The sequence below is a fragment of the Thermococcus sp. AM4 genome, assembly GCF_000151205.2.
Lineage (GTDB): Archaea > Methanobacteriota_B > Thermococci > Thermococcales > Thermococcaceae > Thermococcus.
In genome coordinates, this window is the sequence record NC_016051.1 from 569,607 (window position 1) to 582,610 (window position 13,004).

Annotated in this window: 22 protein-coding genes; 13 read left to right on the top strand and 9 right to left on the bottom strand. The window is 55.2% G+C overall.

The window, feature by feature from the left end:
- Positions 1–182 precede the first annotated feature (182 nt).
- Both TAM4_RS03115 and fen read left to right on the top strand, forming a co-directional pair.
- Positions 183–632 (top strand): phosphate-starvation-inducible PsiE family protein, encoded by a 450-nt coding sequence (locus TAM4_RS03115; RefSeq protein ID WP_014121785.1) that lies wholly within the window; start codon positions 183–185, stop codon positions 630–632.
- 99 nt (positions 633–731) lie between these two features.
- Positions 732–1,751, top strand: a complete 1,020-nt coding sequence (fen, locus tag TAM4_RS03120) for a flap endonuclease-1 (RefSeq protein ID WP_014121786.1) — start codon at positions 732–734, stop codon at positions 1,749–1,751.
- Here fen and TAM4_RS03125 read toward each other — a convergent pair whose 3' ends face one another.
- From TAM4_RS03125 to TAM4_RS03155, 7 genes are all read right to left on the bottom strand, one after another.
- Entirely contained in the window at positions 1,752–2,654 is a 903-nt protein-coding gene (locus TAM4_RS03125) for a transcription initiation factor IIB (protein WP_014121787.1), read from the bottom strand.
- A 53-nt stretch (positions 2,655–2,707) separates the two neighbouring features.
- Positions 2,708–2,986 (bottom strand): hypothetical protein, encoded by a 279-nt coding sequence (locus TAM4_RS03130; protein ID WP_048149832.1) that lies wholly within the window; start codon positions 2,984–2,986, stop codon positions 2,708–2,710.
- A 14-nt stretch (positions 2,987–3,000) separates the two neighbouring features.
- Positions 3,001–3,339: a DNA-binding protein gene (locus tag TAM4_RS03135; protein ID WP_014121789.1), complete on the bottom strand. Its 339-nt coding sequence runs from the start codon at positions 3,337–3,339 to the stop codon at positions 3,001–3,003.
- A 73-nt stretch (positions 3,340–3,412) separates the two neighbouring features.
- Positions 3,413–3,865 carry a 30S ribosomal protein S19e gene (locus TAM4_RS03140; protein ID WP_014121790.1) on the bottom strand — a complete coding sequence of 151 codons (453 nt, stop codon included), beginning with the start codon at positions 3,863–3,865 and terminating at the stop codon, positions 3,413–3,415.
- A gap of 3 nt (positions 3,866–3,868) precedes the next feature.
- Complete coding sequence (locus tag TAM4_RS03145) at positions 3,869–4,279, bottom strand: YhbY family RNA-binding protein (protein ID WP_014121791.1); 411 nt, start codon at positions 4,277–4,279, stop codon at positions 3,869–3,871.
- A gap of 58 nt (positions 4,280–4,337) precedes the next feature.
- The gene (locus TAM4_RS03150) at positions 4,338–4,733 is read right to left on the bottom strand and encodes a type II toxin-antitoxin system VapC family toxin (protein WP_014121792.1); all 396 of its coding nucleotides are present in this window, start codon (positions 4,731–4,733) and stop codon (positions 4,338–4,340) included.
- Positions 4,730–4,978 carry an AbrB/MazE/SpoVT family DNA-binding domain-containing protein gene (locus TAM4_RS03155; protein ID WP_014121793.1) on the bottom strand — a complete coding sequence of 83 codons (249 nt, stop codon included), beginning with the start codon at positions 4,976–4,978 and terminating at the stop codon, positions 4,730–4,732. Before TAM4_RS03155 ends, TAM4_RS03150 begins: the two co-directional genes overlap by 4 nt.
- Positions 4,979–5,057: 79 nt before the next feature.
- Between TAM4_RS03155 and TAM4_RS03160 the strand changes: the two genes are divergently transcribed.
- From TAM4_RS03160 to TAM4_RS03190, 7 genes are all read left to right on the top strand, one after another.
- Positions 5,058–5,657, top strand: coding sequence for an asparagine synthase-related protein (locus TAM4_RS03160; protein WP_014121794.1), 600 nt, complete (start codon positions 5,058–5,060; stop codon positions 5,655–5,657).
- Positions 5,658–6,494: a DNA-3-methyladenine glycosylase gene (locus TAM4_RS03165; RefSeq protein ID WP_014121795.1), complete on the top strand. Its 837-nt coding sequence runs from the start codon at positions 5,658–5,660 to the stop codon at positions 6,492–6,494.
- Positions 6,491–6,853 carry a hypothetical protein gene (locus TAM4_RS03170; protein ID WP_014121796.1) on the top strand — a complete coding sequence of 121 codons (363 nt, stop codon included), beginning with the start codon at positions 6,491–6,493 and terminating at the stop codon, positions 6,851–6,853. Before TAM4_RS03165 ends, TAM4_RS03170 begins: the two co-directional genes overlap by 4 nt.
- Positions 6,854–6,965: 112 nt before the next feature.
- Complete coding sequence (locus tag TAM4_RS03175) at positions 6,966–7,484, top strand: nucleotidyltransferase family protein (protein WP_014121797.1); 519 nt, start codon at positions 6,966–6,968, stop codon at positions 7,482–7,484.
- Entirely contained in the window at positions 7,384–7,752 is a 369-nt protein-coding gene (locus TAM4_RS03180) for a HEPN domain-containing protein (RefSeq protein WP_237702120.1), read from the top strand. The genes TAM4_RS03175 and TAM4_RS03180 overlap by 101 nt, the downstream gene beginning before the upstream one ends.
- Before the next feature lie 83 nt (positions 7,753–7,835).
- The gene (locus tag TAM4_RS03185; RefSeq protein ID WP_014121800.1) at positions 7,836–8,225 is read left to right on the top strand and encodes a hypothetical protein; all 390 of its coding nucleotides are present in this window, start codon (positions 7,836–7,838) and stop codon (positions 8,223–8,225) included.
- A 223-nt stretch (positions 8,226–8,448) separates the two neighbouring features.
- Complete coding sequence (locus tag TAM4_RS03190) at positions 8,449–9,432, top strand: N-acetylmuramoyl-L-alanine amidase (protein WP_014121801.1); 984 nt, start codon at positions 8,449–8,451, stop codon at positions 9,430–9,432.
- Here the strand turns inward: TAM4_RS03190 and TAM4_RS03195 are convergent.
- Positions 9,429–10,508: a DUF512 domain-containing protein gene (locus TAM4_RS03195; RefSeq protein ID WP_014121802.1), complete on the bottom strand. Its 1,080-nt coding sequence runs from the start codon at positions 10,506–10,508 to the stop codon at positions 9,429–9,431. The genes TAM4_RS03190 and TAM4_RS03195 overlap by 4 nt on opposite strands.
- Before the next feature lie 59 nt (positions 10,509–10,567).
- Here TAM4_RS03195 and TAM4_RS03200 point away from each other — a divergent pair, with 59 nt between their 5' ends.
- The gene (locus TAM4_RS03200; protein WP_014121803.1) at positions 10,568–11,101 is read left to right on the top strand and encodes an adenylate kinase family protein; all 534 of its coding nucleotides are present in this window, start codon (positions 10,568–10,570) and stop codon (positions 11,099–11,101) included.
- Here the strand turns inward: TAM4_RS03200 and TAM4_RS03205 are convergent.
- The gene (locus TAM4_RS03205; RefSeq protein ID WP_014121804.1) at positions 11,086–11,571 is read right to left on the bottom strand and encodes a type II toxin-antitoxin system VapC family toxin; all 486 of its coding nucleotides are present in this window, start codon (positions 11,569–11,571) and stop codon (positions 11,086–11,088) included. The two genes, TAM4_RS03200 and TAM4_RS03205, sit on opposite strands and share 16 nt — an antisense overlap.
- Before the next feature lie 58 nt (positions 11,572–11,629).
- On the opposite strand from TAM4_RS03205, the gene TAM4_RS03210 reads away from it, so the two are divergent.
- From TAM4_RS03210 to TAM4_RS03220, 3 genes are read left to right on the top strand one after another with little or no spacing between them, the layout of a single operon-like run.
- Positions 11,630–12,397: a LamB/YcsF family protein gene (locus TAM4_RS03210; protein WP_014121805.1), complete on the top strand. Its 768-nt coding sequence runs from the start codon at positions 11,630–11,632 to the stop codon at positions 12,395–12,397.
- Between the two features lie 41 nt (positions 12,398–12,438).
- The gene (locus tag TAM4_RS03215; protein ID WP_014121806.1) at positions 12,439–12,642 is read left to right on the top strand and encodes an antitoxin family protein; all 204 of its coding nucleotides are present in this window, start codon (positions 12,439–12,441) and stop codon (positions 12,640–12,642) included.
- Positions 12,623–13,000 (top strand): type II toxin-antitoxin system VapC family toxin, encoded by a 378-nt coding sequence (locus tag TAM4_RS03220; protein WP_014121807.1) that lies wholly within the window; start codon positions 12,623–12,625, stop codon positions 12,998–13,000. Before TAM4_RS03215 ends, TAM4_RS03220 begins: the two co-directional genes overlap by 20 nt.
- Positions 13,001–13,004: the final 4 nt, after the last annotated feature.

Here is a 13,004-nt window from a genome sequence, read left to right on the forward strand (position 1 = left end):
TAAAAGCCGTTAAAACCTTTCTCCTCTCTTTTTGCCGATGTTCAACTCGACGGACGTTAAAAAACCGCAGGTTTGGAACGGAACGTTCAGGGCTTCCCGGAGGGAGAATTAGGCTTTCGGACAACTTTTAGATTCTCCGAAAAGTTTTTAGAGCGAGCCTCAATTTTTAGGCGGGTGTGCGGATGGGCAGGAAGCATCACGACATAGGGTTCATAGAGGACAGCCTTATCAAGTGGCTCAGCGTGATCTTCGACATAGTTGTTATCGGCCTCGCCACCATAACGATGGGCTACGTCGTGTACATGATGATAGAGCTCCTAATAACGGCCCCTCTCTCGATCGAGGACGTCCTCCACCACATCGTTCTCATCATAATCTTCCTCGAGATCTTCGAACTGCTCACCATGTACGTCAAGGAGCACCACGTCAGCATGAGGAACGTCGTCGAGCTCGGCGTTCTGGCCATGGTGAGGAAGATCATAATAACCCTCGACTACAACCTCCTCGGCTGGCAGACGCTCTTTGGAATGGCGGCCCTCATATTCGTCATGGGCTGGATCTACGTGCAGGAGAGACAGAGGAGGACGAGACACGAGGAGTTCCTCTTAACCCACGGCATCAAGAAGGTCTAGCCGATGACGACCCTTCCCCTCCCTGAGCGGTGATGAGCAACCCGGTAGGCCGAGGCAAACCCTAAATACCCCTTTCCCCACTTTTCTTGGGTGGTGAAGATGGGAGTCCAAATCGGCGAACTCATACCCAGAAAGGAAATCGAGCTGGAGCGGCTTTATGGAAAGAAGGTGGCGATAGATGCCTTCAACGCCATGTACCAGTTCCTCTCGACGATCAGACAGCGCGACGGGACGCCTTTAATGGACTCAAAGGGCAGGATAACCTCTCACCTGAGCGGGTTCTTCTACAGGACGATTAACCTGATGGAGGCCGGCATAAAACCTGCCTACGTTTTCGACGGCGAGCCACCGGCGTTCAAGAGGAGAGAGCTTGAAAAGAGGCGTGAAGCCAGAGAGGAGGCCGAGGAGAAGTGGCATGAGGCCCTTGAGAGGGGCGACATAGAGGAGGCCAAGAAGTACGCGATGAGGGCGACTAAACTGAACGAGACCCTCATAGAGGACGCCAAGAAACTGCTCGGGCTGATGGGCGTTCCCGTCGTCCAGGCCCCGAGCGAGGGCGAGGCACAGGCCGCTTACATGGCTTCAAAGAAGAAAGTTTACGCCTCCGCGAGCCAGGACTACGACAGCCTTCTCTTCGGGGCACCGAGGCTCGTCAGGAACCTCACGATAACCGGGAGAAGAAAGCTCCCCGGCAAGAACGTCTACGTTGAGGTCAAGCCGGAACTCATAATTCTCGAAGAGGTACTCAAAGAGCTCGGCATAGACAGGGAGAAGCTAATCGAGCTGGCCATCCTCGTTGGGACGGACTACAACCCGGGCGGAATCAAGGGAATCGGGCCCAAGAAGGCCCTGACGATAGTCAAACGCTCGAAGGACCCGCTGGCGAAGTACCAGAAGATGAGCGACGTTGATCTGTACGCGATAAAGGAGTTCTTCCTAAACCCACCTGTCACGGACGACTACGAGCTCAAGTGGCGCGAGCCCGACGAGGAAGGAATCATTAGGTTCCTCTGCGATGAGCACGACTTCAGCGAGGAGCGCGTCAAGAACGGCCTCGAAAGGCTGAAGAAGGCGATAAAGGCCGGAAAACAAAGAACTCTCGAGAGCTGGTTCCGCTGATCAGCCTATCGGAACCTTGAGGTTGAGCTTCTCTATCAGCTCTTTGTACCTGTTTCTTACCGTTACCTCGGTGACCCTCGCTACCTCGGCAACCTCGCGCTGGGTTCTCCGCTCTCCCTCCATGATGCCCGCTATGTAGAGTGCCGCCGCAACGAGGCCGGCCGGGCTCTTTCCGCTCGTGAGGCCCTTTTCGTAGGCCTCCTCAAGCAGTTCTATCGCCCTCCTCCTCACCTTCTCGCTCAGGCCGAGCTCGTCCGCGAACTTGCTGACGTAGTCCGTCGGCTTGACAAAGAGCTTCTTTGGAGTGAGGTTGAGGTGCCTCGCTATGAAGCGGAAGCTCCTGCCTATCTCCTTCTTGTCGACGCGGGAAACCTCCGCTATCTCGTCGAGGGTCCTCGGGATCTTGAGCAGCCTGCAGGCGGCGTAAACGCAGGCCGCTATGACGCTCTCAATGGAGCGGCCCCTTATCAGGCCCTTTCTGACGGCTTCTCTATAGAGTCTCGCTGCTTCCTCCTCGACGTGCCTTGGAAGGCGGAGGTTGCTTGCCAGTCTATCGAGCTCGCTGAGGGCGAACGCCAAATTCCTCTCGGCGGCGTCGCTGACCCTCAGGCGGGACTGCCACTTCCTAAGGCGGTACATCTTCTCCCTCATCAAACCCGTGAGGGAGCGGTCGATGCCTATGTCCGTCGACAGGCCTTTATCGTGAAGGAGTATGCTCTCGGGGGCACCTGCACGGGCCCTCTTCTCCCTCTGGCTCGCGTCAAAGGCCCTCCACTCGGGCCCCATGTCCACAACGTTTTCCTCAATAACGTAGCCGCAGACCTTACAAACGACCTCTCCCCTGCTGGGGTCGTAGATGAACTCGGTGGAACCGCAGATGGGGCAGACCCTCTTCTTACTCACCCAAACACCCCCACGGCGGGCCCTATACGAGTGCCTCTTATAAATGTTCCCACTCACTTTCCCTTTTTGGCGGGAACGTAGCGGAGGATCCAGGCGAGGTCTTCCCTCTTGAAGGTTATCCTCTCCAGAACCCTGACGTCCTCGTCCCCGTCATCAACGACGTTCGCGTATATCCACAGGAACACGGGGTCGTCGTCGCTGCCGAGGTGGAGGTTGCGGTAGAGGATGTCCACCGTACCGTCCCTGTTGTTCTTAACGGAGATCGCCTTCCAGGTCTCGAGGCTTACCTCTCCTTTCTCGTCGAGGATCTCGATTATCCTCTTGATCTCCATCTCTTCACCTTCCGCTACCACCTGATCCTGAACTCCCTTCTCGTCCTCGCGTCGATCTGGGCGAGGATTTTCTTCAGCTTGGCGTCGTCTATGGGCTCCCTTATCTGGCCGGCTTGGTAGAGCTGAACGAGGACTAGCTCAACCTGTCTCGCGAGTTCCGGCTTGACGAGCTTAACGCGACCGAGCCTCTCCCTCGCGTCCGGTGTCAGGATTTTCCTCATTATGGCATCGAGCTGGGCCTGGAGCTCCATCTCCTGCTTTATTGCCTCCTCCTGGGCCTTCTGCTGTTCGAGGTACCTCTTCTGAAGCTCCATGAGCTTGCGCTTCCTAATCTCCTCAATGTCCTCGGCCATGCCCCTCACCTCCGGTTGGGGCTCAGAAGTAGGAGTTAAAAAGGTATTGGGTGGGATGTGAGAAAAGGGGAGCTCAGTACTTCTTGAGCTCCGGAATCTGCTCCTCGAGCTCCTTCTTGAGCTCGGTGGCAATCTTGTCGAGGAAGCTCTGGCCCTTCGGGGTTATGACCCTTCCCTCTCCCGGAACCTTCTGGACGAAGCCGGCCGCCTCAAGCTGCTGGAGGGCCTTCCTGATTATGCTTCCCCCGGCCTTGTAGAAGTGCTCCGGGGCGTGTCCGCGGTTCTTCCTGCCTCCGTACCAGGTCCTGAGCCTCTCGATTCCAACTGGACCGTCGATGTAGACCTTTCTGAGTATGCTGGCAACTCTGTAGTACCACCAGTCCTCCTGCTCGGGAAGCCTCTCCTTGTGCCTTCCGGTCTTAACGAAGGGCGCCCACTCGGGGGGCTTTATCTCCTCAACTTCTTTGAGTGCCTGCGCGACCCTCTCGACGAGCAGGTCACCGGGAACGTCATAGACAGTCGCCATCTTTCAATCCCTCCCCTTTCTAAACTTCTTCCTGAAGTTAGCGATGTCGAGCCTGACTTTACGGACGGGCTTCTCCCGCCTCTCAGCCGACGCCTTTCTTTCAAGGCGCCTTAAATACCTTTCCCAGCCTTCCCTCGGTTTGAACAATATAAACCTTTTGCCCCTGACGTCTATCAGCTCGCTGTCGGTGAGCTCGGCTACCTTCTCCGCTATGGCCTTCCTGTCCATTCCGGTCGAGATGAGCGCTCCCTTCCTAATCTCGACCTTAAGGACACCGTCCTTCTCAAGCTGTGTCTCAATCTCCTCAATCACGCTCTCGGCGAGACCCTTCTTACCAATCCACGCTCGCGGTTCGATGTCGTAGTATCTCGCGCGCAGAGCCCTCCTCACTTTACCGGGTAAGCGTTTCTCCATCTCTCTCACCTCTTAACCTCTCGCCCGGAAGGGCCTTAAAAAGGTTGGCCTTTTAAGGCTATTTGCCGAACCTCTCCATGACCTCCTCAGGCGTTAGAACCTCGGGAAGCCAGCTGAAGTCCTTTTTATTGTACGTAACCAGCGGGGCGTTGAGCTTTAGAGCCAATGAGCCTATCATGTAGTCCCTCGCGTTCTTTGAGAAGTCCCAGCGACCGAGGGCAGATTCCACCGCAAGCTCTGCACATTCCCAATCAAAGTCCATAACCTCAATTGCCAGCGAGTTGAAAACGGCCATTAACTTGCTCCTAGCTTCGGCGAGACCCTTTCGTCTGGCATATTTGTAGAGCAGTTCCATATAAACCACCGAACTCGTTACCGGCTCAAGGCCTGAGTGCCTCAACCATTCGAGAAAGGTCCTGTTGTTGAAGACGTTGGTATCGAGTACAACGTTCATTCCTCTCCCTCCAGCTCGCGCAGAGAGCGTTCTATACCCCTCGCCAGTCCCTGTCTAACTTCTTCAACTGTCTCGTCTATGTCACTTGTTATCTCGCTAAGCTCCTTGAGGAGGTCGGTAAGCTTCATCAAAACGTAACGATTCCCCTCTCTAACGAAAACCACCTCGTCTCCGGCCTTTATTCCAAGCGCCTCCCTAACCTCCTTGGGTATCGTGACCTGGTATTTCTTCGTGACGACTGGCATTACCTTCACCAAAATAGTATTACCCTCAACCCTTAATAACCCCTGCGGTCGCTAATAAGCCCGAGAAAAGGTGATGAGGATGAAGGTTCACCACCTCTACTCCGGCGGGAAGGACTCAAGCTTGGCCGCGTGGATTCTGAGCCAGCTCGGCTACGAGGTCGAGCTCGTGACGGTCACCTTCGGCCTGCTCGACAACTGGAAGTACGCGAGGGAAACAGCTGAGAGGCTCGGCTTTGCCCATCGAGTTCTGGAGCTTCCAGTTGAAATCCTCGAAAAAGCCGGGGAGATTGCCATAAGCGACGGCCACCCGAACAACGCGATACAGTTCATCCACGAGAGGGCTCTGGAGGCTCTGGCTTCTCTTCCCGAGGTGGAAAGGGTGAGCGACGGAACTCGGAGGGACGACAGGGTTCCGCTCCTCGATTTGCCTAAAGCGAGGTCGCTGGAGGACCGCTTCGGCGTTGCATACATAAGGCCACTCCTCGGTCTCGGCTACAAGACGATACGCGAGCTGACAGAGAAGCTCTTTGTAGTCGAAATCCGGGAGAGCGAGGAGCTTGAGAAGGCCGACTACGAGGTCGAGCTGAGGCATCTCCTCAGGGAGAAGGGTATCGATCCGCTCGAAATCTTTCCTAAGAGACACTACCAGTCAAGGGTCTTGGGCTGGAGGGGGAGATAAATGATAAGCCTCGAAAAAACCGCAAATGAAATGATACGCAACGGCACCTGGGCCTTCAGGGACGGCACTTTCTACCAGGCCCTGAGGCTGAGCAACGGGAAGACCGGAGTTGTTTCATACGACGGGGACTACCGCTTTCCCGAGGACTGGGGAAGGGGCGAGAGGAAGGAAGCGAGGGAAAAGCTAACTTTCGTTCTCGGCCTCGACACGGATTTGGATTCCTTCTACGCCGAGATAGGCGATTCGCCCTTTGCGTTCCTCATAGACGAGTTCTACGGTCTCGTTACCCCGGCGTCGCCGAGCACATACCAGGCCCTCATCGAGGTGATAGCCCAGCAGCAGGTTAACTACGAGTTCGCCCAGCGGACGATTAGAAACCTCGTCAAACTCGCCGGAGAACCCGTTGGCGAACTCTACGCCTTTCCGACCGCCGAGAGGATTGCAGGGCTGAGCGAGGAGGAGCTAAAGGGGGCAAGACTAGGTTATAGAGCGGGCTACATAAAGTCCCTCACCGAGTCCTACCTAAAGGGCGAGCTGAACCTCGAACTCCAAAATCTTGAAGTCGATGAAGCAATCAAATACCTCACGAAGTTTCGAGGAATAGGGAAGTGGAGCGCGGAGCTGTTCCTTGCCTATGGCCTTAGGAAGAACGTTTATCCGGCGGGAGACCTCGGGCTGAGGAGGGGGATAGCGAAGATTTTCGGCAAACGGCCGAAAGAAGTTAGAGAAAGGGACGTTAGGGAAATCATCGAGCCCTACGGAAGGTGGAAGGGGCTTCTGGCCTTTTACATTCTCTGCTACGACAGGAAGACCGAGATGGAGAGGAGGAAGAGATGAGCGATGTTGTGATTATCCTGCCCCGCGAGAAGTTCAAGTCCCTGAAGGGAAGGGACGTTAAGGCCTTAATCGAGGAGAACCTGCCCAGGGTTGAGGAAACCCTTAGGGCCGAGCGGGAGGAGTTCCTTCGGGAGAAAATTGGGAAGCTCGAGGAGAAACTTCAAGAAATGGAGAACCAACTCGGCGAGCTGAGGGAGTTCTACGAGAAAGCCCTGAGGGACAGGGAGCTAATGATGGCCGAGCGAGATAAGCTGAGAAAGGAGAACGAGGAGCTGAGGAAAAGGCTCGAAGAGAGGAGAAGTTCACAAGACGTGAACGACTCGTTCACGGAGCGTGAACAAAAAGTTCATAAATCATGAACGAGAGTTGGTAACATGTTCGAGCTCATTTCAACGCCGGAGCGGGTCAAGATTTTGACTATGCCCTTGAGAGAAAAGCGTCGGCGTCGAGGAAACCGCTCGGGCGACCGGGTTGAGCAAGGGGCTCGTTTCGAAAACGCTGAACCTCCTTACCAAGTACGGAATAGCGGAGAAGAAGGGTAGGAGGTTTGTAATTCTTCAAACACCAAAAACGCGCGAGTTAAAGAGGTTTTTGAACTTCGTCGTGCTCTCTGGGAAGCTTGAGCCTTTGAAAGAGGACTGGGTCTTGGCCCTTGGAGTATACGGAAGCTTTGCGAGGGGGGAGAACACCGACAAAAGCGACCTTGACGTCTGGATTCTTGTGGAAAAGCCGAGCATACTGAAAACTGCCTCGTTGCAGAGGAAGATAGAAACCGCAACCGGAAGGGAAGTTGACCTGCTCGTTCTGACACCGAAGAGGGTCAAAGCGCTCCGTGAGAACGACCCAGTTTTTTATTACTCCCTCGCCTACGGCTCCATGATAATCTGGGGTGAAAGCCTTGAACGGATTCGAGACGTGCCTTCAAAGGAACCTGCTGAGAAGGATTACACCCTCACGAGAAAAGGCCCTGGTAAGCCTAAGACGAGCTGAGGAGTGGCTCGAAGAGGCCAGACGACACCTCGGGTTCGGCTCTTACAGGACGTCGCTGGTTGAGTCGTACATGGCGATGTTTCACGGCGCGAGGGCTTTGCTCTTCAGGGACGGGTGGAGGGAGAAGAGCCACTACTGCATAGCCCGCTACCTCGAGGAGTTCTACGTCAAAAGCGGAAAACTGGACGGGATATGGGTGGAACTGCTCGACAGGATGAGGGAGCTGAGACACGAGGACCAGTACGACATCGTCTATGAGCCGATATGAGCCGAGGGCCGATGAGGCAGAGGAGGCTCTGAAACTCGCGGAGGAGTTCCTGAAGGTTATGAAGTTGCTGGTGGGTGGGGAAGATGAAGCTCACAATCAAACCCGATAGGGGCTTCGGGAAGGTTGAGGTCGCGCTCGATAATACCGAGGTTGAAAAGCTCGCTGAGCGCTACGGCGTCTCTCCTGAGAGGATTATTAAAATCGCACTCACCGGAGAATTCAAGGAGTCGAAGGGAGAGCTTGATCAACTTGAGAAAAAGGCAGAAGAGCTTGAAAAGAAGGTCTGGAGGCTCGAAAAGGAGTACGCTCCGCTCCGTTACAAGGCCTACGGCCTGAGCGAGGACAACAAAATCCTCGCAATCGAGCTCTCCGGCCTGATAGCGGAGAACAACCAGTTAAGGCGCTTCTTGAGGCTCCCCCCGAACAGGAACCTTGAGCTGAGAAAGCTTATATCCTACTACCTTCAAGGTTAAAACGCGGATGATGACAGCGAATTGCACCGAACGCTGTGATGACGAGGACTGGCCCTGACGCCGTCCCGGGCCGGCCGTGAGGAATCCAAGACGGGATGAGCGAAGGCGATGATATACCCTATGAGCGCCGAGCCGGTCCGGGGCGTTGGACAAACCGCAACTTCTGGAAAAACTTATAAATTCGGCGTTCGTTTCTTTACATTAACAGCCGGAGGTGTGCACCATGAGAAGAATAAGCGCTCTAATAATACTCCTTGTCTTTCTGGCCTTCGTGCCCGTTGGCAACGTCCCCAGTGTTGGAGCGGTCCAGAGCGACCTCAGCGGCTATACAATCTGCGTCGATGCCGGCCACGGCGGAACCGATCCTGGAGCGGTTGCAAACGGCGTTCAGGAGAAGGACATAAACCTCGCGATAGCCCTCAAGGTTGCCAAGCTCCTCGAGGAGGACGGTGCAAAGGTCGTCCTGACAAGGGACGGCGACTACTTCGTTACCCTCTCGGGCAGGGTTCAGATAGCCAACTCCGCCGGCTGCGACATCTTCATCAGCATACACGCCAACGCCGGGCCGAGCTCGGCGAGCGGATTCGAGGTCTACCACTACTACGGCTCGACCAGGGGCAACCTTCTCGCGACCTACGTTGACGAGGAGATAGCCAAGGAGATCCCGCTGAAGAACAGGGGCGTCAAGGAGGCGGGCTTTTACGTCATTAAATACACCAAGATGCCGGCGATACTCATCGAAACTGGCTTCGTCACCAACACCTACGATGTGAGCATCATCACCGACGAGAACTACCAGTGGAAGTACGCCTACGCCATTCTGCACGGCGTCCAGCGCTACTTCGGCGTTCCGGTCCACGACCCGGTTCCGACCGTTACGGGCATAAGGTTCGCCCAGCACGACGGCTACTTCCGCGTCGTCCTCGACCTGAGCAAATCCGTGAGCTATCACGTCTACTACACCTCGTACTCCTACGGCTACCACCTCGTGATCCAGCTCGACGGCGCAAAGCTCGCGGACCTCGGCTGGAACACCTACAACGGCTGGCAGTACATCTACACGGGCTCCCCAAGCGTTCCCTACATCTACGCGACCGAAAGCAACGGCTACGTCTTCATCGTGCTCGTGCTCAACACGCCCTACCTGCCCTACAACTCCTTCACCCTCAGCAACCCCGACAGAATAGTGGTAGACGTCTACAGCTAAACCGCCCCCGCCTTCTCCAATATTTTTGGTATCTCACCCGGTTCGAGGGCGCTCTCGACGATGTATCCCTTCTCCACGAGGATTCTCGAAACGAGCTCCTCTCGCGTGAAGCCGTCCAGTGTTCTGTCGCCGTAGAACATCAGCTCCGGCAGAAGAAGCAGACCGAGGTCGACCTCTGGAAGCTTTTCAACGGTTCTGAGAACGTCCCTGCCCGTGAGCAGGCCCGCCGTCCCTATGTTCCCTCCGAAGAACTCGTTTTTAACCGCCACGACGGGAATCCTCGGGAAGATTCGCCTCAGCTCTGGATAGGCCAGCTCGCCGGTCAGTATGTAGGTCGGCATCTCCGGCTCGATTTCAAAGGGGCCAACATCGAGCCGGAACTCGCCGAGGAGGGCCTTGAAAATCGGCGGAATCACGACCTTTATCCCGGTCTCTCTCCCGACATCGAGGGCAGTTTCTTTGACGAAGATTAGTTCGTCCCTCGTTAAGGGCCTAACGTCCCGGTTGTATCTCGTCACGCCGACTGGGAAGAGCCTGACCTCGGCAACGCCCATCGAGGCCAAATCCTCTATTATCTCCCCGATGTCGTCGACGTTGTAGCCCGGAGTGAGGATTATGTCCGCTATTACCCTAAAGGTCCGGGCCACAAGGGGAAGGAGGTCTATAAGTTTGCCGGCGAGCGGGCTTCTCATGAGGGCAATCCTCTTTTCCTTCTTGGTGGTATGAACTGAAATCTGCATCTCGTCAAGGCCGGCTTTCCAGAGGCTCTCAATCCGTTTCTCGTCGAGTCCGACGTTTCCAGCTGTATCTGTAACCCGAATCCACAGCTCGGGATAGTGCTCGCTCACGTAGGCAATCCTCCCCTCAAGCTCGGGGTCGTTCAGGGTGTCGTGGAAGGAAACGCGGTAAATCATCTCCGGTGGATTCTGCCGGAGGTAGCAGAAGAGGCAGTAGCTCCCGCACGGGCCAGCCCTGCTCGATGGAGGAATGACCACCAAATCGTCCCGCTCATCGACGCCGTCCAGCTCGTACTTGGTGATTCGCCTGAGCTTGAAATCCTCGGTGAACTCGTACATACTCGAAACTCCGGGCTGGGTTTTTAAAAGCTTAAGGTGAAAGCTTAGAGGGTGGTGGCATGATAATCGCGGTAACCGGAACGCCCGGGGTCGGAAAGACGACGGTTTCGAAGCTTTTGGCTCAAAAGCTCGGCTATGAGTACGTCAGCCTGAGGGACTACGCGATGGAAAAGGGCATCGGCGAGATGAAGGGCGATGAGCTTGAAGTCGAGGTTGACGAGCTGGCCTACAACTTCGAGCGGGACTTTAAGGGAAAAAACGTCGTCGTTGACGGGCATCTCAGCCACTTCCTCAACGCCGACCTCGTGGTTGTGCTCAGGGCTCACCCGAGGCTAATCGGCGAGAGGTTAACCGAGAGGGGTTATTCGCGGGAGAAGGTTGGGGAAAACGTCGAGGCCGAGCTCGTCGATGTCATTCTCGTCGAGGCCCTTGAGGAGAACGAGAACGTCGTAGAGGTCGACACTACCGGAAAGACGCCGGAAGAGGTCGTGAACGAGATTCTGGAGCTGATTGAGAAAGGTGTCAGGAGAAGGGTCAGCGTAGTTGACTGGAGCGAGGTCTACGACGAGGTGATTCCCTACCTGCGCCTCTGACGCCTCCTCTTTTTCCTCGGTATGAGTCTAACCGGACTCCCGCAGTCGGGGCAGATACCTTCAGGGGGCATCTCAGAAAAGCGCTTCCCACAGCCGATGCAGACGTAGTTCCAGCGGATTACCCGCTTTATCCCGCGCTTGAGGGTCTTGAAGGAAATCCCGAGGGTTTTGGCTATATTCTGGAGGTTGTAGTCATCGGTGAGAATTGTGGCTTTAAGCTCGTACGCCAGCGCGAGGACCTCAACGTCGGCCTCGCTGAGCTCTTCCAGTTCCCCGGTCCTTCTTGCAGCTTCCTTAACGGCTTCAATGCTTTCTTTCGATGGAACGAGCACCCTAACCTTTCCCGCGCTTATCAGACCTTCAAGGAAGAGCCTTGACTCCGGGTCTTTAACCTCTTCAACGACCTTCGGCGTCGTGAAGCCTTCAACATCTATCCCCTGAATGAAGATTGCCGCGTCTATTACCTGCATAGTTCAAACTCTGGGAAAGCCTTTTTTAGATTTCCGTCGAAATGAGGCCGGTGGGAGCATGAGGGTCGATTTGAACTCCGACCTCGGGGAGAGCTTTGGCCGATACAAGCTGGGCCTCGACGAGGAGGTCATGAACTACATCACGAGCGCCAACGTCGCCACCGGCTGGCACGCCGGCGACCCGCTGGTTATGAGAAAGACCGTCAGGCTCGCGAAGGAGAAGGGAGTTGAAGTCGGTGCGCACCCGGGCTATCCCGATTTGATGGGCTTCGGGAGGAGGTACATGAAGCTCACGCCGGAAGAAGCTCGCAACTACATCCTCTACCAGATTGGGGCACTCTACGCGTTCACTAAAGCTGAAGGTCTCGAACTTCAGCACGTCAAACCGCACGGAGCACTTTACAACGCCCTCGTTAAGGAGGAGGAACTCGCGAGGGCTGTGATTGAAGGAATCGCTGACTTCGATAAAAAGCTAATTTTTGTAACCCTCTCCGGTTCAAGGCCCGCCCAGATAGCCGAGGAGATGGGCGTTAAGGTTGCCCACGAGGTCTTCGCTGACAGGGCCTACAACCCCGACGGAACGCTCGTCCCGCGCTCGAAGCCCGGAGCGGTTATCCACGACAAGGAGGAGATAGCGGAGCGCGTTATCTCGATGGTCAAGGACGGCGGGGTTAGGGCCATCAACGGCGAGTGGATTGAGCTTAAAGCTGATACAATCTGTGTCCACGGCGACAACCCGAAGGCGGTTGAGATAGCGAGGCACATCAGAGAGGTCCTCGAGAGGGAAGGAGTTAAGATAGTGCCGATGAAAGAGTTCATCCGTTAGGTTTATCACGCTTAACGAGTATAACAAACTGGGGGAGAAAAATGGAAGTTATAGATGCCGTTTACGAAAACGGGGTTTTCAGGCCAACCAAAAAGCCTAACATTCCAGATAAAAGGAGAGTGAAGCTAATTGTAATTGACGAGTTCCTGAGGGACTTGGAGGATGCATTTGGAATCTTTGAAGAGGACATTGACGTCAGAAAACTTCGCGAAGAGTGGGACAGGAATGTATCTGGTGGACACTGATGTCCTGATAGACGTGCTGAGGGGAGTCAATGAGGCAAAGCAATACCTAACGGAACTGGCCGGGGAAGGACTTGCGGTCTCCGTAATAACCGTCGCCGAGCTTTTCTCCGGCAGGGACACAAAAGACCCCATTAAGAGAGAAAAAGTCCTTAAACTCCTGAGGCACTTTGAAGTAATCCCTGTTGATAACGAAATAGCCGTTCTCGCAGGGGAAGTTCGGAGAGACTACGGCCTTCATCTGGGAGACGCAATTATCTCGGCAACTGCAATAATCCACGGCCTAACCGTTGTAACCGGCAACCTGAAACACTTCGGGAAGGTTGAAGAGCTTCCAGTAATCAAACCGCCGTACAGGTGAGACC